Here is a 24138-nt window from a genome sequence, read left to right as displayed (position 1 = left end):
TTACTGCTTGGTATTTTCCTCAATGCTCAAGCCTACATCTGTTATTCCTTCAAGTTTTCTAACGCCTTCCACAGAACCGTTATTGCGCATTGCCTGCTCTATGGTTACATTGTAGTTGCCATCTTCAAAAAAGCGGACACCTTCTTTGTACCATAACTTATTCTCCTTTACATCGCCAATACCCTGACCCATCCAAGAACCATCAGGATTTGCCATTCTATACTCGAGTGTATCGGTAACGGTCTTACCATAGGGGAAATTGATGGACACTATCAAGAAGATATTATTGTACTTGTATTCATTTGTATTACGGATATTCACGAAAATATTGTAGTTCTTTAAGGAATCCAACTGCGGTAAATTAAAGTCAACCACTTCCGTTTCACCCCAAAATCCATCCATAGCCTTTGTTTCGCTAAAAACCGTATTTGAATCGCAAGAAACGACGCACCCAACGAGCAAAAAAAGTGCCAAAAATCTAAGCATCCCTACTAGGCTTTCTGTTTTTATTTGGTCTGGTGGTACTTTTGCTCGGGGCCGTACTTACACCACTTTTACTTTTGGTTTTTTTCTTGTTTTTGTTCCTACTCCGGCTTTTGCTTTTTTGCTTTGGCTGATCAAATCGAGTCAAGCTGTCCTGACCTACCAAATCATCAAATGGTTTTTTCTCATCTTCCGGAATCTCAAGAACGAATTCTTCCAATGCATGCGGTTTTACACCCTTTTTATTCTGCTCGATAATTTCATTGGCCTTTTCTGCAGTAAGCTCGTGCCAATTCATACCTTCTTTTTCGTAGGCATACCAAAGCCGACCCTTGAAAATATCGATTTTCTGACAACTGGCTGTTCCTTTTTCAGTAAAAAGTTTGGTTTCCGTATTTGGAAAAGACTCTAAAGCTTCCAAGTAAGTGTCGAGTTCGTAATTGAGGCAACATTTTAATTTACCACATTGACCTGCAAGCTTTTGCGGATTTAAAGAAAGTTGCTGATATCTAGCTGCCGTGGTGTTTACAGAACGGAAATCTGTTAACCAAGTAGAGCAGCAAAGTTCTCTACCACAACTTCCGATTCCTCCTAGACGCGCAGCTTCCTGGCGGAAACCTACTTGCTTCATTTCAATTCTGGAATTGAAAGCCCGCGCAAACTCTTTTATCAATTCACGAAAATCTACCCTTTCTTCCGCAGTATAGTAAAAAATTACCTTAGAGCCGTCCCCTTGAAATTCAACATCACTAATTTTCATTTGAAGTCCGAGACGTATTGCTATTTCGCGGGAGCGTTTTTGAATAGCATTTTCCCTTTCCCTATAGGACTGCCAAATGTCTATATCTTTTTGGGAGGCCTTTCGGTAGATTTTAGGAAGTGCTTCCGTCTTTAAGGGAATACGTTTCTTTTTCATTTGTACACGGACAAGTTCTCCCGTCAGCGTTATTATTCCAATATCATGACCAGGTGAAGCTTCCGTAGCTACAATATCGCCAATACTTAAGGTAATGGTTTCCGGATTTTGAAAGAATTCTTTTCTGCCGTTTTTAAAGCGTACTTCTACCGCATTAAAAGGTTCCATACTGCTGGGAAGCGACATATTTGAAAGCCAGTCGAACACCGTGAGTTTATTACAGCCATCAGTTCCGCAAGTCCCGTTGTTCTTGCATCCTCTGGGTTGGCCGCCGGTGCTTGAGGCACAGCTGTTACAGCCCATATTTTCTATATATAAAGCCCTTCTTTAATTCAAAGAGGGACGAAGATTAAACAATAATTCAATCAGTAAAGATACCGATATTTAATTCAGAATTCAGAATTCAGAAATCAGAATTTAGATTTTTTGAAATTCCCCTGGCTCCTCCAAAAGTTCCCTCCCTAACCCTTACAAGTGGAGAGGGAACCCGCAATGCCCTTGCTCTCCCTTCCGGATAGGGCGCTGGAGTATGGGTTTATTTTTTAAATCTTAGCTTTTCCGATCTTCCTTTCTTAAATATTTTATTGCTATTCGGAATGCCTTGACGGAGTCTTTTCTGTTCCTCCTCAGGTAGATGGATTACTTCAATACATTCCTGAGAGCAGCAATTTTCCATTTTCACAGCGCAATTTTCACACTGAATAAAAAGCAAATGACAGGCTTCATTGGCACAATTGGTATGCGAATCGCAGGGCTCGCCGCATTGGTGGCAATGACTAATGACGTCTTCAGTAATCCGTTCTCCCCGGCGATGGTCGAATACAAAGTTTTTCCCAATAAATTTATTTTCAAGTCCCTGGTCTTCTACTTGACGGGCATATTCGATAATTCCGCCTTCCAGTTGAAACACATTTTTAAAACCTTTATGCTTATAGTAGGCACTAGCTTTTTCGCAGCGTATTCCTCCCGTGCAATACATTACCAATTTTTTATCTTCCTTATGGTCCTTTAACTCCTCTTCAATAATATCCAGGGAATCGCGGAAGGTATCCACATCAGGCGTGACAGCATTCTTAAAATGACCTATTTCGCTTTCGTAATGGTTACGCATATCCACCAGTACCGTATTTGGGTCTTCAATAAGTTCATTAAAGCGGATAGCATCCACATGAATTCCTTTATTGGTCACATCAAAAGTGTCATCGTTTAGTCCATCCGCTACGATTTTATGGCGCACTTTTACTTTCAATTTTAAAAACGATTTTAAATCGTGCTCAATGGCAATGTTGAGACGGACATCTTTTAAAAAGTAAATGCCATCCAGAAATTCCTTAAACTCATTAAAACGTTTCGCTGGCACTGACAGCTGGGCATTTATACCTTCGTGAGCGACATATATTCGACCAAGCACGTCCTGTTCATGCCAAGCGATGAATAAGTGATTTCTGAAAAGGTGGGGATTGCCAATTTTGGCATATTGATAAAAAGAAAGGGTAAGCCGTTCTTCGCCGGCTTCTTCAAGTAGGGATTCCCTTTCTTTCGCACTTAATTTATTGTACAGTTGCATGCTATACTTTTTTAGGTGAAAAAGAATTTGAATTTTAAAAGTTGCAAAGATAGGTGATTTATACAAAAACTTTAGAGTGTTGGACGGTAGAATCGAAGAAAGACAATGTTAGATAATACGAACTTATTTTGGGTAATGCTCTGTGTGATTTATTTTTAAACCATAACATTACCAGATTATGGGCTTTCATTATTGATTGGCACACAGGTATTTCAGTTTTTATTGTTTTTTCAATATCAAACAAATCAAATTTTGTTTCTCGATTATTTCTCTTTTGGTTTTTCGCAGGCTGTTGGCAAGGTTTTATTGGAAATCCCAAGCTTTTAAGAGAAAAAAAACTTGCTTTTGAGTGTTTTTATTGTTAACAAAAAACGCTTCTCTTGCCATTTTACTTTTGTCCCTCAACCAAAGAAACAGTACCTTAGCTTCCTATTTTAAGCACTTAAAACATACTGATAATGAGCACAGAAAAAGAAGCGAAACTAAAAGCTTTAAAGCTTACTCTTGATAAATTGGACAAGACATACGGTAAGGGAACCGTGATGAAAATGGGCGATAGTGCCGTTGAAGATATTGATGTAATTCCAACCGGTTCGCTAGGACTTGATGTAGCCCTGGGAGTAGGAGGTTATCCCCGAGGTAGGGTTATTGAAATCTACGGTCCAGAATCTTCGGGTAAAACAACTTTAACCTTGCATGCCATGGCCGAAGCGCAGAAAAAAGGAGGAATTGCAGCCTTTATTGATGCCGAGCATGCTTTTGACAGGGTTTATGCGGAAAAATTGGGGGTTGATGTAGAAAACCTTATCATTTCGCAACCTGACAATGGGGAGCAGGCATTGGAAATTGCCGATAACCTAATTCGAAGTGGTGCTATTGACATTGTCGTTATTGACTCAGTTGCCGCATTGACCCCGAAAAGTGAAATCGAGGGCGAAATGGGCGATAGTAAAATGGGACTTCATGCTCGGCTGATGAGCCAAGCGCTCAGAAAACTTACCGCTTCGATAAGCAAGACAAAATGTACGGTGATTTTTATTAATCAGCTTCGAGAAAAAATTGGAGTAATGTTCGGTAATCCCGAGACTACAACGGGAGGAAACGCATTAAAATTTTATGCTTCCGTGCGTTTGGATATTCGTCGTTCTACCCAAATAAAAGATTCCAACAGTAATGCTACGGGAAACAAAACCCGCGTGAAAGTGGTAAAAAACAAAGTGGCGCCACCTTTTAAACAAGCCGAATTTGATATTATGTACGGGGAGGGGATTTCCAAGGTAGGTGAGATTATTGATTTGGGCGTGGATTTTGAAATCATAAAAAAAGCCGGATCTTGGTTCAGTTACGATGATACTAAATTAGGTCAGGGCCGGGATGCTGTTAAAGCTCTTCTTTTGGACAACCCAGAGTTAATGGAGGAACTGGAAATAAAAATTAAGGATAGCATCGCAGCTATAACCCAATAATTCTTTTTACAGGCAACGCAACCCTTTTGGTTCTCTGGCATCTACATATTGTAGGAACCTTGAACAAAAGGGTTGCCCTCTTAAAGGAGTAGAGGTAATTACAACCACGATAATTTCACGGGACCCGAGTTGACTTTAGATGAGATAATCATACAATGCAAGCAGCAGGATTCGGTGGCGCAGGGGGAATTGTACAAAAGGTATAATAGAATCCTTTTCGCCATTTGTCTTCGCTATTCGCCCAATTATACAGAGGCCGAGGACAATTTGCAAGATTCTTTCATAACTATTTTTAAAAAGATAGGTCAATATAATGCTAAAGGTTCTTTCGAAGGTTGGATTAAAAGGATTACGGTAAATACCGTTCTTCAGAAGTATCGAAAGCAACGAACTTTGGAGATTATCGATGAAGAACAGATTGGTATAGAGGATGAAGTTGAAGTGGATGCCGATGAGGTCCCCTTACAGTTTTTGTTGAAAATAATTCAAGAATTGCCCGATCGATATCGATTGGTTTTCAGTATGTATGTACTGGATGGCTATCAGCATAAAGAGATTGCCGAAATGTTGGGAATAAGTGACGGCACATCAAAATCCAATTTGGCGAGAGCCAGAGCCATTTTGAAAACCAAGATTGAAGCTTATAAGTATAAGGATAATGCTTGATGTATTATTCCTCCAATAGAAGAGAAAAATAGGATCCCAATTTTAATAGGGATTATTATGGAACAAAAGAAAAACATAGACGAACTTTTTAAGGAAGCCTTTAAAAATATGGAGGCCACACCTTCGCCGCGCGTTTGGGAAAATATACAAGCGAAATTGAAAAAGGAGAAGAGGAGCCGTAAGATAATCCCGCTATGGATAAAGTATGGTGGCATTGCGGCGTTGTTAGCTCTATTGTTTACTATTGGAAATTCGGTTTTTAATCCTAACGATCCGATTACCAACGCTATCACAAATGAGAATATAATTGATTCGGTAGAAGGAATAGATGGTAATGAGGATATTATAAAATCTAAAGTTCCAGAAGCTCCTATTGCTTCGGAACAGGAAGATATTCCTCAAAATTCCACTCCTAATAATAAAGAGAATGTTATTGATTTTTCTAATGATAAAAGAGAAAAATCCTCTATTGAAAAAACGTCTAAAACCGCTATAGCATCCAGTGTTTCTGATGACAATTCCAAGTCTTTAGAATCTGACAAAGAAAAGCACACAAACAAACACAACGATAAAACCGCAATTTCAAAAGCTGAAACTAATTTAGCGGTGAACGAAAATGAAAAAACAGATAATTATATAGAATCTGAGAAAGTAGTTGAACCTTTTAGAAGAAAGGAAGGTGAAATGTTAAAAGATGCTGAGGAAAGAATTGCCATAACGGAAGGCGTAAACGAAAATTCATCAGTTCATGAAATAAAAGGAGATTCCATAAACAAGAAATCACTTCTTGATGTTATTGCTGAAAATGAGAAGGCGGATAAGCAAGAAAATTCAGAATTTGAGAATCCCACACCTAGACGACGTTGGATGGTCACACCAAATGTTGCTCCCGTATATTACAGTAGCTTAGGAAATGGATCTTCAATAGCTCCGGATTTTACAGATAATCCTCAAAAAGGAGACGTGAATATGAGTTATGGTCTTCAGGTGAGCTACGCTCTAAGTGAGCGCTTGAGTCTTCGTACAGGAATGAGCAATGTGGATTTAAGCTATAGTACCTCAGATATTATAATTGGCACAGGGCCAGTTTCTCTAGCACTTTCTTCTGTTGATTATGGTTCTAGGCAAATAGTTGTTACTGCTATCAGTAAAAATTCTTTAACCAATGGAAATGCTCCATCAAATGAGTTTGGTGAAATTTCAACGAAATCTTCTGGGTCCGATGCACGTCTAATTCAAAATCTAAGTTATTTTGAAGTTCCATTGGAATTAAAATATGCGGTAATCGATAACAGATTTGGGATAAACCTTATTGGGGGCATTAGTACCTTATTTTTGGGGAATAATGAAATTTCCGTGAAATCGGACAATTTTAGCAGTGTTCTAGGTCCAGCGAATAATTTATCGGATGTTAGCTTCTCAACCAATATAGGTTTGGGGCTGGATTATAAATTATCTAAAGCATTCGTATTTAATATAGAGCCGATGTTCAAATACCAGCTCAATCCCTACACCGACTCATCAGTAAACTTTAAGCCTTATTACCTAGGGGTTTATAGTGGATTAAGTTTTAAGTTTTAGGTTGTTTTAAGTTGAATTTGTTTGATTTGCTTCAAACATTGTACTTGAGAAAACCGTCCTTTTCGCCAGAGGGCGGTTTTTTTATGGCTCTTGGCGTGATAGTTTAACCAACTTGATCCTGTAATCCAAACATTATCCTAACCCGTACTTTTCTTCCAAAATTCGTAACTTTATCATTTTCTGAAATATGATAAATAGCTAAGAATACTATATTCTTTGGCCTGAATATAGCATCAACTTATTAATCCATAACTATATATTTTGAGCAATACTTTAAAAATAACCATCGTTCAAAGTGAATTATATTGGGAAAACGCAGAGGAAAATCTGAAAATGTTTTCGGAGAAAATTGCAGCAATTAATACGGAAACCAATTTGATTATATTACCGGAAATGTTTTCCACTGGGTTTTCTATGAATCCTGCCGATCTTGCTGAACCCGCGGGTGGCAGAACCTTTAAATGGATGGTTTCCCAAGCTAAAAATTATAATACTGCCATAACAGGAAGTGTTATTATTTCAGAAAATGATCACTTTTTTAACCGACTTTTCTTTATTTATCCAGATGGCCATTTTGAAAAATATGACAAAAAGCACACCTTTACTTTTGCAGGTGAGAATGAAGTTTATGCCAATGGAACAGAGCGTTTAGTACTAGATTATAAGGGATGGAAAATTTGTCCCTTAATATGTTACGATCTTCGTTTTCCAGTATGGGCACGGAACACTGAAGATTACGATCTGTTAATTTATGTGGCCAATTGGCCTAAAGTCCGCACCCTAGCGTGGGACACTTTATTGCAGGCTCGTGCAATTGAAAACATGGCATATTGTGTAGGTGTGAATAGAGTAGGTGTTGATGGGAACATCCACGAATATGTAGGACATTCCGCAGTTTATGATCCGGTAGGAAAAAATGTTTCTACTTGTTCTGTTGGGGAATTCACCGAGACCATTATCCTAGAAAAGAAACATATTCAGGAAAACCGAAATCGTTTTCGATTTTTAAATGATAGGGATTCGTTTAAGTTTGTGTAGGCTATTATTTTAAAATAAAAGTCTCGTTTAAGCTCCAGTTTGCCCGCACTTCTATTACGGATGGATAATATATAACCTGTTCTGGAGGTCGTCTTTCTAGAAAATTTCCCGTATCCCACTTTCGGTTTTCGTTATCATCGTAAATAATGCGTATATAATATTTATCGGGTGAGAGTTCATCAAAAAATACTACGCTCTTGTCAGATACGCTATCCGTCATATCCGGAAGATATTCTTGAGAAACCACGTTGAATTTACTATTTACCATCTGCACAATTATGGGGAATCGAGATACATTTAGCAAGGTCAGGTTAAGTGTACCATATTCCCCACTGCTTTGCGTATTTATCTTATATTGAAGTGTGTCGTTTGTATGCTCAAAAAAATCAGTGAACGCTCCAGGAAAAACTTTAATCGTGTAGGTTTGGTCCTCTTCTTTTGGAAAATACATTTCCACCCAATTATACTTCGAAACGAGCTTCATACTAGGCTCTAAAAACGATGAATCCCTTTTCATAACCTGGAATTTTTCCGTATCATAATCTATTATAGGAATGTTGGAACGTAACTTAAAAGTATCATTCAATTTCAAAGTACCCGATTTTACCGCCGATATTTTGAGCGAATCCGCATACAGTTCTTTCATTCTAACCGTAACCGTATCAACTGTGCTTTTATTTGAAACCCTAAACACCAACGAATCTGTTTCAATAACGGGTTTAAACCAATAATTCAGTGTATCTCTTTTGTCGTCCTTGTAAATTTTGGTGGTATAATCGTCAGGGGTCTGAGAAAGAATCTCAATCTGGGGATCTTCATCATTACCTTCATATCCGAAGACGATATGGTTTTTTCCTGCTTGCGATGGGCGGGTCAATTTATAACTGGGATTTTCCTTAAAAAGAGTGAGGGAGTACGTTGAATCTGTAGGTACAGTTATGGCTCCTTCAACGAATCCAATTTTATCTGTATTAGGTTGAAAAATATAATCATTATTCTTTTCCTTTAAGGCTAAAAGAAAGTATTTCCCCTCTTTTAAATTTGTAAGTTCAAAGAAACCTGTGCTGTCTTGTGTCACGGTAACATACGTTGGTTTTTCGGAAAAAATCAGGGAATCCTTATAGGTTTCATTTGCTTCATAAAGAACCACAGTAGTTGGGATTTCTGGAGTTATAAGCAGGGCATCCTTAACATTTCCAGAGACTGTTAGACTATCAATGTAACTACCTGTAGAAAAAACATATTTATAATATTCATAGGGATTTCCTTCATTATTGTCCACGATGCTCTTTCCAAAATTGAAGGAATAGGTGGTGTTGGGCTTTAAGGTATCAAGAATTTTAATTTTTAGAATTTTGGAAGTACTTAAGGGAGTGATTAATGGCTTATATTTCATAGGAGGTGAAATAACCAGTTGCTTATCAATCTCCTTAAGTTTAATATACTCGTTAAATCGGATTTCAATTTCATCACCAGAAAAATAGGTGCTATAGTTTTCCGGAGTGCTCCGTACAATTATTGGAGGAATGGTATCGCGAGGTCCACCTGAAGGTGTTCCTTTTTTTGCGCAATCCACAAATGAAAGGAGGAAAAGGAATGCTATGGGAATATAGAGGAGGCGATGTTTCAAATGGTTGCCTTTTTTGTTTTTTCTCATCCTTAGTAGTACGTAAATCGCTTCCAAAAATACACAATAACCTACAACTAAGTAATATTTTAATGGTTTCCGGAAAAATGGATTCTAATTTTGAAAGCGCGATTTTGTTCCCGGATTGGAGCTGATAATGGAACTAAATACATGTTCGAAATTTACAGATTGAACTTTAACCCGTTGCAATTGTAGCAATACTTATTTTAACCCCTTCCCCTTTTAGTAATTGCAGTGCACATTTCTCCAAGGTGGCCCCAGTGGTAACAATATCATCAACTAATAAAATGTGTTGGTCAGTAACTTCCTCTATTTTTTGATTTAAAAACATCTCTTCCATTTCAAATCGGAGAATTCGGGTCTTAAAAACTTGCGAGCCGGTTTTGGAAACCTTCACCAAAATATCGTCACGATAAGGTACTTGCAGTGCTTTAGCCAGTTCGATTCCGAAGCCTTCAACTTGATTATAACCACGCTTTTTGAGCTTTTGTTTATGTAAAGGAACTGGGATTACCATAGTTACCTTATTGAATTTTTGATTTTCTGCCAGCTCCGCTCCCAGCCATGCTCCAAAAAGGAAGCTTAATTCTTTTCGCCCTCTATACTTTAGATTATGAAGCAGCTCTTGCGTTAATCCTCTCTTCTGGAAATGGAAAAGGGCTGTTGCATTAATCAAGGGGAAGCGTCCGTAAAATTTATTTTTTAGACTTGTATCGTCCAGTTTATGGAAATTTGTAAGAGGAATTTGATGTCGGCACAACAAACAAAGTAAATTTTCTGTGGAGGAAAGCATCTCTCCGCAACCCTCACAAACCTTTGGAAATAGAACATTTAACATATATTAAAATTTTTTACCATTTTATAAACACTCGTCAATGAAATACCTCTATACATTTACCTGGTAAATTTAATCTACCATAGATGGGTATTGAAAATGAAAACAATAGCGGCAAATTTAAAATCCTAGTTGGGGTTTTAACCGTGCTGTTAATAGCTCTAGCTGTTTATACCGTTACCTTGTTCAATGATAACAAATCCCAAGTTTCTTCACTTGAGAACGAAAAAGCGGAAATTCAACAAGAACTGGAGGAATTGATAGCTAATTACGATGAGATAATCAAAGATAATGAATTAAAGGACAAAGATTTATTCGCTGCACGCGAAAGAATATCGGTTTTATTGGATTCGGTCAAAGATGCAAAAGCGAATGTTTCCTTGATTGAGCGATATAAAGCTGAAATCGGCAAATTGAAACAAGAGCGTGTTATGCTATTTAAAAGGGCAGACAGTCTTATTGCTGTCAACCAACGTTTGGCGATGGAGCGGGATAGTACCTCAAATGAACTGGAGAATACAAGAATCGTGATGGATTCTGTAAGTCAAGAGAATGTTTCCATGAATCAAACTATCCAAAAAGCGGCGATGCTTAGAGCTTCAAATATGCGTGGTGAAGCCGTCATTATACGGAACAGTGGAAAAGTAGTGGATACAAGACGTGCAAGTAGAGCAGATAAGATAAGAACTTGTTTTACCTTATTGCCAAATGCCATTGCCCAAAAAGGTAACCGAACGTTATATGTTCAGGTAATAAATCCAAAGAATAATGTAATGGGTGATAATGTGGTTAAAACGTTTGATGAGAAAAATTTAAATTACAGCGCTGCCACTAATGTATTTTATGAAAATGATGAACTTGATGTTTGTATTTTGGTAAATGCTTTAGATAACGATTTAATTAGTGGTAACTACATTATTAATCTTTTTGACGGAGAGCATCAAATTGCGACTGCCACCATGGAGTTAAAATAACGGTCGTTTCTCTTTAAATTATTTGGATAGGAACAATATTAAAGAGTAAAACCCCAAAGGCCAAATTGAGCTTTTGGGGTTTTACTTTTATTGTTAAAAGCCTCTTTGGGAGTTGGGGTTCTTTTCATATTTTTGCCGACTATGGCAAACAACGACGATCAATTTAGAAAAGTGGTCTCCCACGCTAGGGAGTACGGTTATATATTTGCTTCCAGCGAAATTTACGACGGTTTAAGTGCGGTCTATGATTACGCCCAAAATGGGGTGGAGCTCAAAAAAAACATTCGTGAATACTGGTGGCGCAGCATGGTGTATATGCACCAAAATATTGTAGGTCTCGATTCTGCAATTCTAATGCACCCAACTACTTGGAAAGCGTCGGGTCACGTAGATGCCTTTAATGATCCATTAATTGACAACAAAGATTCCAAAAAAAGGTACCGTGCAGATGTTCTTATAGAGGAATATGCTGAAAAACTTTTTCAAAAAGCCCAAAAGGAAATCGAAAAAGCCAAAAAACGATTTGGAGAAAAGTTTGACGAGCAGGAATATATTACCACAAATCCACGCGTTGTAGGATATCTACAGGAACAGCGCACTGTTTTGGAACGAATGGCAAATTCCTTGGAAAAGGAGGATTTGGCAGATGTAAAAGCCCTTATTGAGGAGCTTGGAATTGCCGATCCAGATACTGGTTCCAAAAATTGGACAGAAGTGCGCCAATTCAACCTTATGTTCGGTACCAAGTTGGGAGCTTCCGCAGAGAATGCGATGGATCTTTACCTTCGTCCTGAAACCGCTCAAGGTATCTTTGTGAACTTTCTAAATGTTCAGAAGAGCGGCCGTATGAAGATTCCTTTCGGAATTGCACAGACAGGAAAGGCATTTAGGAATGAAATCGTAGCCAGACAGTTTATATTCAGAATGCGTGAATTTGAACAAATGGAAATGCAATTTTTTGTACGGCCGGGAGAAGAATTGAAATGGTATGAATACTGGAAGGAAATGCGCTTAAAGTGGCATCTTTCCCTTGGCATGGGTGAAGAAAACTATCGCTTTCACGACCACGATAAACTTGCGCATTATGCCAATGCTGCTACCGATATCGAATTTAATTTCCCTTTCGGATTTAAGGAATTGGAAGGAATTCACTCCAGAACTGATTTTGATTTAAAAGCACACGAGAAATTTTCAGGAAAAAAGCTTCAGTTTTTCGATCCTGAACTCAATGAAAGTTACGTTCCTTATGTAGTAGAGACCTCTATTGGTCTAGATAGAATGTTTTTAGCTGTATTATCAAATTCACTTCAAGATGAAACTTTAGAAGATGGAAGTACCCGTACGGTTTTAAAGATTCCAGCTATCCTAGCGCCGGTAAAAGCCGCCGTTTTGCCGCTGATTAAAAGAGATGGTCTGCCCGAAATGGCACAACAGATTATTGAGGATCTTCAATGGGATCTCAATGTTATTTATGATGAAAAGGATGCAGTGGGTCGGCGTTACAGACGTCAGGATGCTGCCGGAACTCCTTTTTGTATAACAGTGGACCATCAATCTTTAGAAGATAATACAGTGACGATAAGATATCGTGATTCCATGCAGCAAGAACGGATTTCCAAGGATGAGGTTTCAAAACAAATTAAAGAAGCTATTTCGTATAAGACTTGGCTTTCCTAAAACTTTTCAATCCGTAATGGAAAATTAGAAGGGTTTTAGGTCATTAATTCATTAAGTAAAAAAGGGGATTCAAGTTATCCTCTTTTTTTGTTGCATACCTTCAAAATCGTCTGCTATTCTCGTCTATAAATATAGATTTAAGCGATATTCATTCTTTGTTCCTACCGAAATATTTAATTTTGGAAGAATACAGAAGTTTCTTAAAGGAAGAATATGAATATCACTATTGTAAGAAAATGATCAATAGTTTTGTCGATTCCCCAAACCTTTTCCAAGTTTTAACCTGCAAAAAGAATAGACTATGAAATACGATCTAATTTCCAATAAACTCTTTATAAAAAACCGAAAAAACTTTATGGCACAAATGAGGCCCAAGAGCTTGGCGGTTTTCAACAGTAACGATATTTATCCTATTAGTGCAGACAGCACTATGCCCTTTGAGCAATCTAGGGACATATTTTATTTAAGCGGGGTGGACCAGGAGGAAAGTATTTTGGTGCTCTTTCCGGATGCGCCAGATAAGGATCATCGTGAAATGCTATTTGTACGCGAAACCAATGATCACATTGCAGTTTGGGAAGGCGCAAAATTGACCAAGGAAAAGGCTTTTGAGGTTAGTGGAATCAAATCAGTTTATTGGTTGACGGAATTTGACAGTATTTTCTTTGAGGTAATGACGCAGGCAGAATGCATTTACTTCAATACAAATGAGCATTACCGACAAAGTGTGGAAACCGAAACCCGCGAAGATCGGTTTATCAAAAAAACCAAAGAAAAATTTCCCGCACATAATTGGGAGCGAAGCAATCCTATTTTGCAGAGATTGCGTTCCGTTAAAGATAAAATTGAATTGGATCTTATTCAAAAGGCTTGTGATATAACCGAAAAAGGGTTTAGAAGGATATTGGATTTTGTAAAACCGGGAGTTTGGGAATATGAAATTGAAGCCGAATTTATACACGAATTCATTCGGAATCGATCCAAAGGATTTGCTTATACTCCAATTATCGCCAGTGGTAATAATGCCAATGTGCTGCATTATATTGAAAACAACAAGCAATGTAAAGACGGGGATTTAATTCTCCTGGATGTGGGCGCGGAATATGCCAATTATTCAAGTGATATGACCCGTACAATTCCGGTGAACGGTAAATTTAGTAAGCGACAAAAGGAAGTTTATAATGCCGTTTTAAAGGTGAAAAACGATGCGACCAAAATGTTGGTACCAGGTACTATTTGGAAAGACTATCACGTGGAAGTGGGGAAATTGATGACCAAGGCTCTATTGGACCTCAAATTATTAGATAAAGCTGATGTAAAGAACGAAGATCGCAATTGGCCGGCATATAAAAAATATTTTATGCACGGAACCAGTCATAATATGGGACTTGATACTCATGACTACGGAATCCTTTGGGAACCGATGAAAGAAAATATGGTTTTTACCGTGGAACCGGGAATCTATATTCCTGAAGAAGGTTTCGGAATCCGTTTGGAAGATGACGTTGTTATTCAGAAAAAAGGAGAACCTTTCAACTTAATGCGGAATATTCCGATTGAAGTGGATGAAATTGAGGAGGTGATGAACAAGTAAAAAAGAGAAGCAGAACTGTTTCACTTCAAGAACCAGGAATCGAGACTAAAAGGGTATAAAATTGTCGAAGAAATGATTTTAAATTTTAAGAATACCAATATTTATTACAATTCAGTTGGTAAGGGACCGGCGGTTGTGCTTCTTCACGGCTTTTTGGAAAGTTCCGCAATGTGGGCTACCCTTATTCCTGAGCTATCGCAAGACAGACAGGTAATTACGCTTGATTTTCCCGGATTGGGAGAAAGCGGTGTAATTTCGGAAATCCATTCTATGGAATTATTGGCGGAAGTTGTCAATGAAGTATTTGAGCATCTTCAGGTGAAAAAGGCTTCATTTGTTGGGCATTCTATGGGCGGATATGTAAGCATGGCTTTTGCAGACTTGTTTCCTATGAAAATAGAAAAACTCGTTCTTTTAAATTCTACACCCATTTCAGATTCGGAAGAGAGAAAGGATATTCGGGATAGAGCAGTGAAATTAGTCGACAAAAATCCAGAGGCTTTTGTTAGAATGGCAATCGTCAATTGGGCAGGTGAAACTTCCCGAGAAAAATTTTCAAAAGAAATTGAAGATGCCTATAATCTGGCTCTTACTTTTCCTGTGGAAGGAGTGAAAGCGGCATTAAAAGGAATGAGAGATAGAAAAGACCGAACGGACGTGCTAAAATCCTTTCCCAGAGAAAAATATATGTTTCTTGCCGAAGATGATCCTATTATTCCAGTGGATGATAGCCTAAAACTGGCGGAGGAATGTGATGTGAATTCGATAGTAGTTTCAGGCGGACATTTAAGTCTTATTGAAAACTTTCCTTCCGTAAGAGAATTTTTGCTTTCGATTTTATAAGATGGATGCTAAATTTTTCGCAGAACTTTAGCGATGTTATAAAATCAATTTTCTTGGTTTACCACGAAATATGGTATAAAAAATTATGTGGTTAGTATATTGACGAGAGAGATCTTCAATTTCGCTTCCAAAATCCCTGTACTTCAGTATAGGATGGTTTATTTTTAAGCTATTCTTCTTCTTTTTTCAATGCATTCCATCCTCTTGCAATAAGCGGTATTTTGGTGTTTGCTCGGGTAATTAAGTGGATTCCCTCATCTTCCTTGGTTATATGACCTATAATTGAGAGATGTGGATTTCCCTTAACCTTATCGAAATCTTCCATCTTTATTGTAAATAACAACTCATAATCCTCGCCACCATTGAGGGCAATAGTAGTGCTATCTAAATTGAATTCTTCGCAAGTGGTAATCACTTGGGGATCCAACGGAATTTTATCCTCATAAAGATTGCAACCCACTTTTGAGTTTTTACATATATGAATAATCTCTGAAGAAAGTCCGTCGCTAATATCAATCATTGAAGTTGGTGTTACGTCAAGATCTTTTAGCAGTTGCTTAATATCTTTTCGTGCCTCGGGTTTTAATTGGCGTTCTACCAAATAAGAATACGGTTCCAAGTCGGGTTGAGACTTTGGATTTACCAAAAAAACCTGCTTTTCTCTTTCCAGCACTTGAAGCCCCATATAAGCGGCTCCCAAATCACCCGTTACCACAAGAAGATCGTTTATTCCCGCTCCACTTCTTAAAACGGCTTTCTTTTTATCCACCATTCCAAGAGCGGTAATACTGATCAATAAACCTGTTGTCGAAGAGGTAGTATCTCCTCCCACCACGTCAACATTATAAAACTTGGATGCAGCCATTATTCCTGCATACAACTCTTCTAAAGCTTCAACAGGAAAACGATTGGAAACAGCAATTGACACGGTAATTTGCGTAGGCTCGGCGTTCATGGCATACACATCCGAAAGATTGACCACAACTGCCTTATATCCCAAATGCTTTAACGGCATATAGCTTAAATCGAAATGAACATGTTCGAGCAAAAGGTCTGTAGTAACCACCAGTTGTTTTTTGGAATCACATGCAATTACTGCCGCATCATCCCCAATTCCCTTGATTGTGGATTTTTGTTTTATGGTGAAGTTTTTGGTCAAGTGGTCAATAAGTCCGAATTCACCGTAATTCTCGATGCTATTGGTTGCGTTGTCTTTATTTTCAAACATTGTAATTCATTTTCAATTTTACTGCAAAAGTACGGTATCGGCTTAAATAAATGAAAGGCGTAGCTGCCTCAATTATAGTTATTTCTCATTCAGAGATAAGATGGACTTATTCTGAACATCCTGACGGAAAAACCCCAAAGATCTCTGAGACCTTTGGGGTCTAAGGTTGCATAAAGCTTAAATAAAGTCCTTTGTAAATGGTGTTTTTAATTGGAGAATAGAATTTTATAAACGAATTTCAGGTTCGTATGTTTTAGCATGCTGTTTAGCTAAGGGAATTTCTAATGAAATTTAAAAATTTCGGTTGCTCGGATGATCTCAAATAGAATAGAACGAACTATTGTTAAAACCTATTCTACCATAGTTTTTATGTTTTTGTCTGGCGTGGATAAAAGTTCTATTTAGTGTATATTTGTGCTCTAATTTAGAATTAGTCTATATTATGATAAAGGTTAGTGAAAATGCAAAATCCCGTATAGCCCAGCTAATGGCGGAGGACGGATTCGAAATTTCACGAGATTTCGTACGTGTGGGCGTAAAGAGTGGAGGTTGTTCAGGACTTAGCTATGAGCTTAATTTCGACAAGCAATTGGGTGACAACGATAAATTGTTTGAAGATATTGGAGTAAAAATTGCCGTGGACAAAAAGAGTTTCCTGTATTTGGTGGGGACTACACTCGAGTATAGCGGTGGACTAAATGGAAAGGGTTTTGTTTTTCAAAATCCAAATGCCAACCGTACCTGTGGCTGTGGTGAATCTTTTTCTCTTTAACGATGTAGAATTTAACGACACAACTAGTTTAAAATCATGAAGTATACAGAAGACGATTTAAAAAAAGAATTGGAAACCAAGGAATATGAGTATGGTTTCTTTACCGATATAGAATCAGATACGTTTGCACCTGGATTGAATGAGGACGTAGTGCGCGCCATCTCAAAAAGGAAGGAAGAGCCCGAATGGATGACTGAATGGCGTTTGGAGGCATTCCGCTACTGGCAAACAATGGAAGAACCCGAATGGGCGAATGTGAATTATGAAAAACCTGATTTCCAGAGTATTTCTTATTATTCTGCTCCAGCCAAAAAACCAAAGTATGGTAGTCTGGATGAAGTTGATCCAGAGTTACTGGACACTTTTAAAAAATTGGGAATTTCCATTGACGAGCAGAAAAGACTTACCGGAGTTGCCGTGGACGTCGTTATTGACTCGGTTTCTGTCGCAACTTCTTTCAAGAAAAGTCTAAATGAAAAAGGGATTATTTTCTGTTCAATTTCAGAAGCGATTAGAGAGCATCCGGAATTGGTAAGAAAATACATTGGAACAGTGGTACCACCTAGAGACAATTTTTATGCGGCCTTGAACAGCGCCGTTTTTAGTGATGGCTCTTTCTGTTACCTTCCAAAAGGAGTTAAGTGCCCAATGGAACTTTCTACCTATTTCCGAATCAATCAAGGAGGAACCGGTCAATTCGAAAGAACCCTTTTAATTGCCGATGAAGGTAGTTATGTAAGCTATCTTGAAGGTTGTACAGCTCCAAGTCGCGATGAAAATCAACTTCACGCCGCTGTGGTCGAACTTATCGCTATGGACGATGCGGAGATAAAATATTCTACTGTTCAAAACTGGTATCCTGGTGATAAAGAAGGTAAAGGTGGGGTTTTCAACTTCGTTACCAAACGTGGCATTTGTGAAAAGAACGCAAAGATCTCCTGGACACAAGTGGAAACCGGAAGTGCGGTTACCTGGAAATATCCGAGTTGCATTCTAAAAGGTGACAATTCTATCGGTGAGTTTTACTCTGTGGCCGTTACAAATGACTTTCAACAAGCCGATACTGGAACGAAAATGATCCACATCGGGAAAAATACACGCAGTACAATTATTTCCAAAGGAATTTCCGCTGGGAAATCTCAGAATAGCTACCGTGGTTTGGTACGGATTATGCCCAATGCCGATAAAGCTAGAAACTTCTCAGAATGTGATTCTCTGTTAATGGGTAATAATTGCGGTGCGCATACCTTCCCTTATATAGAAGTTAAAAATAAAACGGCAATGGTGGAGCATGAGGCAACAACTAGTAAAATTGGGGAAGATCAGATTTTCTATTGCAACCAACGCGGGATTAGCACAGAAAAAGCGATTGCTCTTATCGTTAACGGATTTAGTAAGGACGTACTTAACAAATTGCCAATGGAATTTGCCGTAGAGGCACAAAAACTTCTGGAAATAAGCTTGGAAGGAAGTGTAGGTTGATCATTAAATTAAACAATCACTATATCCAGATGAAAAAAACGCTTTTACTGTTCCTATTTACCGCAATACTGATTTCCTGCAAAGATAATAAAGCGGAGATCGAAGAACCTGATGCTAATACTCCTGTTGTTGACAGTACGCTAACTGAAACTTACCAGGGAGAATTTATCTACACGCCGGATGCTTCTGTTTTTAAAGGGAGGTCCTATGTGTATGGAGTTGAAATGAATGATTTGGCAAAAGAATTGGGCAAAAAAGTAGAAGCAGTAAAAAAGAGCGATTACGATATGGTTCCAGTAATTGTTCGGGGAGAAGTAAATAAAAAACCAGAAGAAACCGAAGGTTGGGACGAAATCTTGACTATAACTGAAATAATAAATGTCAGCGATACCCCAACAAAAGCTGACGTAGAATTGAAAGCAAACAAAAGTTAATTATGTTAGATATTAAAAATTTATACGCAGGTCTTGACGGAAAAGACATTCTGCAAGGTATTGATCTAAAAGTAAATGCTGGTGAAGTACACGCTATAATGGGACCCAACGGTTCAGGGAAAAGTACATTGGCATCTGTTATTGCCGGCAAGGATGAATATGAAGTTAGCCAAGGTGATATTCTATTCGAAAACCATTCAATTGCCGAACTAGATCCCGAGGAAAGAGCGCATAAGGGAATCTTTTTGTCCTTCCAATATCCTGTAGAAATACCAGGAGTATCGGTAACCAATTTTATAAAAACGGCGATCAACGAATCCCGAAAGGCTAAGAAATTGGGAGATATGCCCGCTGCGGAAATGCTGAAAATGATCAAGGAGAAGGCCGATATGCTCGAAATTGATCGCAAATTTCTATCTCGATCACTAAATGAAGGGTTTTCTGGGGGAGAAAAGAAACGTAATGAAATTTTCCAATTAGCTATGTTGGAGCCCAAACTTGCCATTTTGGACGAAACAGATTCAGGATTGGATATTGACGCCCTTAAAGTAGTTGCAAACGGCGTAAACAAAATAAAAAACAAGGATAATGCGGTTATTTTAATTACGCACTATCAGCGTTTACTGGATTACATCGTACCCGATTTCGTCCATGTTTTAATGAACGGAAGAATCGTAAAATCCGGGACCAAAGAACTTGCCTACGAGCTAGAAGAAAGAGGATACGATTGGATTAAGGAAGAATTGGTTTAACAATTCAAAGTTCAAGGTTCAGGAGTCAAGCTTTGTTTGAATTCTGAATTCTGAATTCTGAATTCTGAATTGAAAAAAATGAGTTTTAAAGATAAATTATTAACATCATACATCGCCCTTGAGGATTATTTGGAGTTCGATTCGCCCATTCACGATGTGCGGAACAAGGCCATTAAAATTTTTGAGGATAAGGGATTTCCTTCCAAAAAGGAGGAAGCCTGGAAATATACTTCACTTAATCAAGTGTTGAAACCAGATTACAGCATCATCTCCCATAAGGAGAAAAATGTGGAATGGAAAAAAGTACGTTCTTATTTTCTGCACGAGATCGATACTTATAAACTTGTTTTTGTGGATGGCGTTTACAGCTCGTTCCTTTCCGAAACCACTCATGACGATGTGGACGTGTGTTTAATGTCCGCAGCGCTTTCTAAGAGTAAATATCAGCCGGTTATCGAAGCATACTTTGATAAGATAGCGGGAAAGGATGGCATTACCTCACTGAATACTGCTTTTACACGAGATGGAGCCTATATCAATATTCCCGCTCATAAGGAAGTGAAAAAACCTATTGAGATTATCAATTTCTCAACAGGAAACGAGGCAGCCATGTTTCTTCAGCCACGGAATCTTATTGTAGTTGGAGAGAATGCACATGTTCAAATTATTGAGCGGCACCAAAGCCTTTCCGAAAATAAAGTGCTGACAAATGCGGTTACTGAAATATTTGCCGAGAAACGCGCCTATGTAGATTACTATAAGATACAGAATGATACCGTTACCTCCTCATTGATTGACAATACCTATATCTCACAAGAGAGCCAGAGTATCTGTCACGTGCATACTTTTTCCTTCGGCGGAGAACTTGTACGAAACAATCTTAACTTTTATCAAAAAGGAGAACGATGCGATTCCACATTAAAGGGGGTAACTATTATTGAAGGAAAACAACACGTAGATCATAATACCTTAGTTCATCATAAAGCTCCTAATTGCGAAAGTCATCAGGATTACAAAGGCTTGTTTGCAGAAAATTCTACAGGTATTTTTAATGGGAAAATCTTGGTAGATAAGATTGCCCAAAAAATTGATGCTTTTCAACAGAACAATAATATTCTTATTGATGACAAGGCTACAATCAATGCAAAACCCCAATTGGAAATTTTTGCTGATGATGTAAAATGCTCACATGGTTGTACCGTTGGTCAATTGGATGAAGAAGCACTCTTTTACCTTCGTAGTCGCGGAATTGGAGTTAAGGAAGGTCAAGCTCTCTTGATGTATGCCTTTGCCAATACCGTTTTGGAAAGTGTAAAAATTCCTGAACTTAAAATGCGGATCAATAAATTGATCGCCAATAAGATTGGAGTTGCTTTAGGATTTGAACTATAAGAGCTCACCACGAATTCACGAATATATACAAATTCGTGAATTCGTGGTAATATTCCATTCTTCAAACTCTCACTCATAAAAATTCAAAATGTCCTTCAACATCCAAAAAATACGCAGTGATTTTCCAATCCTTTCAAGAAGGGTAAATGGATATCCATTGGTGTATTTGGATAACGCTGCAACATCGCAAAAACCACAGCAGGTAATAGATTGTATTGTTGATTACTATAGTAATTACAATGCGAATATCCACCGTGGCGTGCATACACTTTCACAGGAAGCTACGGATGCATATGAATCAGCGAGACAAAAAATCCAAAAGCATTTTAATGCTAAAGAACCTTATGAAATCCTTTTTACTCCAGGAACAACCCACGGGATAAATTTGGTGGCACAAGTTTTTTCCACGGTACTTAAAAAGGGAGATGAGATCATTGTTTCTGCAATGGAGCACCATTCCAATATAGTGCCTTGGCAGATGCTTTGTGAACGAACAGGAGCAATTCTGAAAGTGATTCCGATGAGTGAGGAAGGTGTGCTGATTTTTTCAGAATATGAAAAACTACTTTCGGAAAAAACAAAAATGGTTTTCGTAAACCATGTTTCAAACGCTTTAGGTACTATCAATCCCATTGCAAAAATTATCGACCATGCTCACAAAGTTGGGGCCGCTGTTCTTGTGGATGGGGCGCAATCCTGTTCGCATATTAAACCCGATCTTCAAGAATTGGATGTCGATTTCTATGTAACCTCTGCCCATAAAATGTGTGGACCAACCGGAATCGGGATTCTTTATATGAAAGAGGAGTGGGGCAACAAATTACCTCCTTACCAAGGTGGTGGCGATATGATAGATCAGGTAACTTTTGAAAAAACCACCTATGCAGGACTCCCTTTTAAATTTGAAGCGGGAACACCCAATATTAGTGGAGGCATTGCTTTTGGTGCTGCCATTGATTATTTAAATGAAATAGGTTTTGAGGCTATTAAGGAATATGAGGATAACCTTCTAGATTATGCCACCCAGGAATTATTGAAAATCGAAGGATTAAAAATTTACGGCACAGGACCGGACAAGACTTCGGTTGTATCTTTCAATATCGAGGGGATTCATCCCTACGATATTGGTAGTATAGTCGATAAGCTGGGAATTGCAGTAAGAACTGGCCATCACTGTACACAACCCATAATGGATTTTTATAACATTCCAGGAACTGTGCGGGCTTCATTTGCTTTTTACAATACGATGGAAGAAGTGGATTCCTTGGTTTCAGCGGTTAAGAAAGCTAAAATGATGTTGAGTTAAGGTAATTTCTTTTAAACGAAACAATTACCAGAAGGGCTTTCCTGCCTAGACACCAAAATTATTACAAAAAATTAAAATATTTATGACCATAGAGGAAATACAAGATGAATTGATAGATGAATTTTCTATGTTCGACGACTGGATGCAGCGGTACGAATATATGATTGAACTGGGTAAATCTCTTGATCTTATTGATCCTAAATACAAAACAAAAGATCGGCTTATTAATGGTTGTCAAAGCCAAGTGTGGTTACATTCTGAACTAAAGGATGGAAAAGTTATTTACACTGCAGACAGTGATGCAATTATTACCAAGGGCATAGTAGCGATTTTAGTTAGGGTATTTTCTGGGCAAACGCCACAGGAAATCTTAAAGTCGGATACAAAATTTATCGAAGAAATAGGGCTTAAGGAACATCTTTCGCCTACAAGGGCCAACGGCCTTGTCTCAATGATAAAACAAATGAAACTGGATGCGATGGCATTCCAAACTAAACTTAATTCTTAATTAAATGGAACCAGAAATAAATATGGCCGAGCTCGGCGAGAAGATAGTTGAAATATTAAAAACAATATATGACCCTGAAATCCCTGTAGATATTTATGAGCTAGGATTGATCTATGATGTTTTTATCAATGAAGATCGCGAGGTTAAGATTTTAATGACCTTAACTTCTCCAAACTGTCCTGTGGCCGAAAGCTTGCCTTTGGAAGTAGAAGATAAAGTAAAATCTTTTTCTATGATCAAAGATGCGGAAGTGGAAATCACTTTTGATCCTCCTTGGACCCAAGAACTAATGAGCGACGTCGCCAAGTTGGAACTAGGAATGTTGTAGTCGCTATAAATTACTCCTCAGGTAAAAAATCCCTTACCATCCCGATCTGTCTTAGGGCGGATCGGGGCAAATAGGTATCCACAGTAAAAGCTTTTTATCATGTCTGGAGAAATAATAAATCGCGTAGCGAATAGTAAATTGGTCACCTTTGATCTAGAAGATTTTTATCCCAAAGGTGAAAGGGTGCTTTTTGATATTTCAGATTGGTTATTTGAAGGCATCGTTTTGCGCGAAAGGGTTTTTAGAGAAAAAGCCAACTCTCACGATTGGTCCCGATATTCAGATTGTTACGTTGCCTTACATTGCGGTACCGATGCCATTGTTCCGGGGTGGGCGTATTTGTTGCTCTCGCTTCATTTATCACCCTTTGCAAAAAAGGTAACGGTTGGTAGTTTGGAGGATATGGAAAGCATTCTCTATGCAGAAATCCTCCAGAATATTGATCTTTCAGAATACACCGATAAACCGATAATAATAAAAGGTTGTGCGCATAAACCGATCCCCCAGAATGCGTATGTTCTTCTTGCTCAAAAACTTCACCCTGTGGCAAAAAGCATAATGTATGGCGAAGCTTGTTCTTCGGTTCCGCTGTTTAAAAGAAAGTAGAAGTTCGCGTCTTATATTCTCTTTACTTCATTGAGGATTCTT

23 protein-coding genes are annotated in these 24138 nt (G+C 38.2%); 17 read left to right on the top strand and 6 right to left on the bottom strand.

What is annotated here, in order from left to right; genetic code table 11:
• From EI546_RS10690 to trhO, 3 genes are all read right to left on the bottom strand, one after another.
• Positions 1 to 486 carry a gliding motility lipoprotein GldH gene (locus EI546_RS10690; protein WP_128250534.1) on the bottom strand — a complete coding sequence of 162 codons (486 nt, stop codon included), beginning with the start codon at positions 484 to 486 and terminating at the stop codon, positions 1 to 3.
• Entirely contained in the window at positions 479 to 1702 is a 1224-nt protein-coding gene (locus EI546_RS10685; protein ID WP_128250533.1) for a PSP1 domain-containing protein, read from the bottom strand. The genes EI546_RS10690 and EI546_RS10685 overlap by 8 nt, the downstream gene beginning before the upstream one ends.
• Before the next feature lie 232 nt (positions 1703 to 1934).
• Positions 1935 to 2966: an oxygen-dependent tRNA uridine(34) hydroxylase TrhO gene (gene trhO, locus EI546_RS10680; RefSeq protein WP_128250532.1), complete on the bottom strand. Its 1032-nt coding sequence runs from the start codon at positions 2964 to 2966 to the stop codon at positions 1935 to 1937.
• A gap of 458 nt (positions 2967 to 3424) precedes the next feature.
• On the opposite strand from trhO, the gene recA reads away from it, so the two are divergent.
• From recA to EI546_RS10660, 4 genes are all read left to right on the top strand, one after another.
• A complete protein-coding gene (gene recA / locus EI546_RS10675; RefSeq protein WP_128250531.1) occupies positions 3425 to 4432 on the top strand; it encodes a recombinase RecA in 1008 nt (335 codons plus the stop codon).
• Between the two features lie 129 nt (positions 4433 to 4561).
• Complete coding sequence (locus EI546_RS10670; RefSeq protein ID WP_128250530.1) at positions 4562 to 5098, top strand: RNA polymerase sigma factor; 537 nt, start codon at positions 4562 to 4564, stop codon at positions 5096 to 5098.
• Positions 5099 to 5155: 57 nt separating this feature from the next.
• Entirely contained in the window at positions 5156 to 6679 is a 1524-nt protein-coding gene (locus EI546_RS10665) for an outer membrane beta-barrel protein (RefSeq protein WP_128250529.1), read from the top strand.
• Positions 6680 to 6940: 261 nt separating this feature from the next.
• Complete coding sequence (locus EI546_RS10660; protein WP_128250528.1) at positions 6941 to 7717, top strand: amidohydrolase; 777 nt, start codon at positions 6941 to 6943, stop codon at positions 7715 to 7717.
• A 4-nt stretch (positions 7718 to 7721) separates the two neighbouring features.
• Here the strand turns inward: EI546_RS10660 and EI546_RS10655 are convergent, their stop codons facing one another.
• Both EI546_RS10655 and EI546_RS10650 read right to left on the bottom strand, forming a co-directional pair.
• Positions 7722 to 9347, bottom strand: a complete 1626-nt coding sequence (locus EI546_RS10655) for an Ig-like domain-containing domain (protein WP_164905224.1) — start codon at positions 9345 to 9347, stop codon at positions 7722 to 7724.
• A gap of 193 nt (positions 9348 to 9540) precedes the next feature.
• Positions 9541 to 10203, bottom strand: coding sequence for a ComF family protein (locus EI546_RS10650; RefSeq protein ID WP_128250526.1), 663 nt, complete (start codon positions 10201 to 10203; stop codon positions 9541 to 9543).
• 83 nt (positions 10204 to 10286) lie between these two features.
• Here EI546_RS10650 and EI546_RS10645 point away from each other — a divergent pair, with 83 nt between their 5' ends.
• From EI546_RS10645 to EI546_RS10630, 4 genes are all read left to right on the top strand, one after another.
• Positions 10287 to 11174, top strand: a complete 888-nt coding sequence (locus EI546_RS10645; RefSeq protein ID WP_128250525.1) for a hypothetical protein — start codon at positions 10287 to 10289, stop codon at positions 11172 to 11174.
• Positions 11175 to 11315: 141 nt separating this feature from the next.
• A complete protein-coding gene (locus tag EI546_RS10640; RefSeq protein ID WP_128250524.1) occupies positions 11316 to 12851 on the top strand; it encodes a glycine--tRNA ligase in 1536 nt (511 codons plus the stop codon).
• A gap of 301 nt (positions 12852 to 13152) precedes the next feature.
• Complete coding sequence (locus EI546_RS10635) at positions 13153 to 14445, top strand: aminopeptidase P family protein (RefSeq protein WP_128250523.1); 1293 nt, start codon at positions 13153 to 13155, stop codon at positions 14443 to 14445.
• 72 nt (positions 14446 to 14517) lie between these two features.
• Positions 14518 to 15288: an alpha/beta fold hydrolase gene (locus EI546_RS10630; RefSeq protein ID WP_128250522.1), complete on the top strand. Its 771-nt coding sequence runs from the start codon at positions 14518 to 14520 to the stop codon at positions 15286 to 15288.
• 169 nt (positions 15289 to 15457) lie between these two features.
• Here EI546_RS10630 and thiL read toward each other — a convergent pair whose 3' ends face one another.
• Entirely contained in the window at positions 15458 to 16516 is a 1059-nt protein-coding gene (gene thiL, locus EI546_RS10625; RefSeq protein WP_128250521.1) for a thiamine-phosphate kinase, read from the bottom strand.
• Between the two features lie 442 nt (positions 16517 to 16958).
• On the opposite strand from thiL, the gene EI546_RS10620 reads away from it, so the two are divergent.
• The 9 genes from EI546_RS10620 (at position 16959) to EI546_RS10580 (ending at position 24096) form a co-directional block, all read left to right on the top strand.
• Positions 16959 to 17288, top strand: coding sequence for a HesB/IscA family protein (locus tag EI546_RS10620; protein WP_128250520.1), 330 nt, complete (start codon positions 16959 to 16961; stop codon positions 17286 to 17288).
• A gap of 36 nt (positions 17289 to 17324) precedes the next feature.
• Complete coding sequence (gene sufB / locus EI546_RS10615) at positions 17325 to 18770, top strand: Fe-S cluster assembly protein SufB (RefSeq protein WP_128250519.1); 1446 nt, start codon at positions 17325 to 17327, stop codon at positions 18768 to 18770.
• 29 nt (positions 18771 to 18799) lie between these two features.
• On the top strand, positions 18800 to 19204 hold the full coding sequence (locus EI546_RS10610) for a hypothetical protein (protein WP_128250518.1): 405 nt from the start codon (positions 18800 to 18802) through the stop codon (positions 19202 to 19204).
• Between the two features lie 2 nt (positions 19205 to 19206).
• Positions 19207 to 19956 (top strand): Fe-S cluster assembly ATPase SufC, encoded by a 750-nt coding sequence (sufC, locus tag EI546_RS10605; RefSeq protein ID WP_128250517.1) that lies wholly within the window; start codon positions 19207 to 19209, stop codon positions 19954 to 19956.
• 78 nt (positions 19957 to 20034) lie between these two features.
• On the top strand, positions 20035 to 21348 hold the full coding sequence (gene sufD, locus EI546_RS10600; RefSeq protein ID WP_128250516.1) for a Fe-S cluster assembly protein SufD: 1314 nt from the start codon (positions 20035 to 20037) through the stop codon (positions 21346 to 21348).
• A gap of 88 nt (positions 21349 to 21436) precedes the next feature.
• The gene (locus EI546_RS10595) at positions 21437 to 22654 is read left to right on the top strand and encodes an aminotransferase class V-fold PLP-dependent enzyme (RefSeq protein WP_128250515.1); all 1218 of its coding nucleotides are present in this window, start codon (positions 21437 to 21439) and stop codon (positions 22652 to 22654) included.
• Positions 22655 to 22736: 82 nt separating this feature from the next.
• Entirely contained in the window at positions 22737 to 23162 is a 426-nt protein-coding gene (locus EI546_RS10590) for a SufE family protein (protein WP_128250514.1), read from the top strand.
• 4 nt (positions 23163 to 23166) lie between these two features.
• The gene (locus EI546_RS10585; protein WP_128250513.1) at positions 23167 to 23490 is read left to right on the top strand and encodes a DUF59 domain-containing protein; all 324 of its coding nucleotides are present in this window, start codon (positions 23167 to 23169) and stop codon (positions 23488 to 23490) included.
• A gap of 99 nt (positions 23491 to 23589) precedes the next feature.
• Positions 23590 to 24096 carry a DUF2480 family protein gene (locus EI546_RS10580; protein ID WP_128250512.1) on the top strand — a complete coding sequence of 169 codons (507 nt, stop codon included), beginning with the start codon at positions 23590 to 23592 and terminating at the stop codon, positions 24094 to 24096.
• Positions 24097 to 24138 lie beyond the last annotated feature (42 nt).

It is taken from the genome of Aequorivita sp. H23M31 (genome assembly GCF_004022485.1).
Classification (GTDB): Bacteria; Bacteroidota; Bacteroidia; order Flavobacteriales; family Flavobacteriaceae; genus Aequorivita; species Aequorivita ciconiae.
The sequence above is the reverse complement of the archived record's forward strand: the minus strand, read 5'-3'. Positions and strand labels throughout refer to the sequence as shown.

Bases quoted from the DNA above. Each gene is read 5' to 3' on its own strand.
- sufD (WP_128250516.1), top strand. From the start codon at position 20,035: ATGAGTTTTAAAGATAAATTATTAACATCATACATCGCCCTTGAGGAT.
- thiL (WP_128250521.1), bottom strand. From the start codon at position 16,516: ATGTTTGAAAATAAAGACAACGCAACCAATAGCATCGAGAATTACGGT.
- sufB (WP_128250519.1), top strand. From the start codon at position 17,325: ATGAAGTATACAGAAGACGATTTAAAAAAAGAATTGGAAACCAAGGAA.
- EI546_RS10640 (WP_128250524.1), top strand. From the start codon at position 11,316: ATGGCAAACAACGACGATCAATTTAGAAAAGTGGTCTCCCACGCTAGG.
- EI546_RS10590 (WP_128250514.1), top strand. From the start codon at position 22,737: ATGACCATAGAGGAAATACAAGATGAATTGATAGATGAATTTTCTATG.
- trhO (WP_128250532.1), bottom strand. From the start codon at position 2,966: ATGCAACTGTACAATAAATTAAGTGCGAAAGAAAGGGAATCCCTACTT.
- EI546_RS10690 (WP_128250534.1), bottom strand. From the start codon at position 486: ATGCTTAGATTTTTGGCACTTTTTTTGCTCGTTGGGTGCGTCGTTTCT.
- EI546_RS10650 (WP_128250526.1), bottom strand. From the start codon at position 10,203: ATGTTAAATGTTCTATTTCCAAAGGTTTGTGAGGGTTGCGGAGAGATG.
- EI546_RS10585 (WP_128250513.1), top strand. From the start codon at position 23,167: ATGGAACCAGAAATAAATATGGCCGAGCTCGGCGAGAAGATAGTTGAA.
- EI546_RS10665 (WP_128250529.1), top strand. From the start codon at position 5,156: ATGGAACAAAAGAAAAACATAGACGAACTTTTTAAGGAAGCCTTTAAA.
- EI546_RS10610 (WP_128250518.1), top strand. From the start codon at position 18,800: ATGAAAAAAACGCTTTTACTGTTCCTATTTACCGCAATACTGATTTCC.
- sufC (WP_128250517.1), top strand. From the start codon at position 19,207: ATGTTAGATATTAAAAATTTATACGCAGGTCTTGACGGAAAAGACATT.
- EI546_RS10580 (WP_128250512.1), top strand. From the start codon at position 23,590: ATGTCTGGAGAAATAATAAATCGCGTAGCGAATAGTAAATTGGTCACC.
- EI546_RS10595 (WP_128250515.1), top strand. From the start codon at position 21,437: ATGTCCTTCAACATCCAAAAAATACGCAGTGATTTTCCAATCCTTTCA.
- EI546_RS10630 (WP_128250522.1), top strand. From the start codon at position 14,518: ATGATTTTAAATTTTAAGAATACCAATATTTATTACAATTCAGTTGGT.
- EI546_RS10635 (WP_128250523.1), top strand. From the start codon at position 13,153: ATGAAATACGATCTAATTTCCAATAAACTCTTTATAAAAAACCGAAAA.
- recA (WP_128250531.1), top strand. From the start codon at position 3,425: ATGAGCACAGAAAAAGAAGCGAAACTAAAAGCTTTAAAGCTTACTCTT.
- EI546_RS10645 (WP_128250525.1), top strand. From the start codon at position 10,287: ATGGGTATTGAAAATGAAAACAATAGCGGCAAATTTAAAATCCTAGTT.
- EI546_RS10685 (WP_128250533.1), bottom strand. From the start codon at position 1,702: ATGGGCTGTAACAGCTGTGCCTCAAGCACCGGCGGCCAACCCAGAGGA.
- EI546_RS10620 (WP_128250520.1), top strand. From the start codon at position 16,959: ATGATAAAGGTTAGTGAAAATGCAAAATCCCGTATAGCCCAGCTAATG.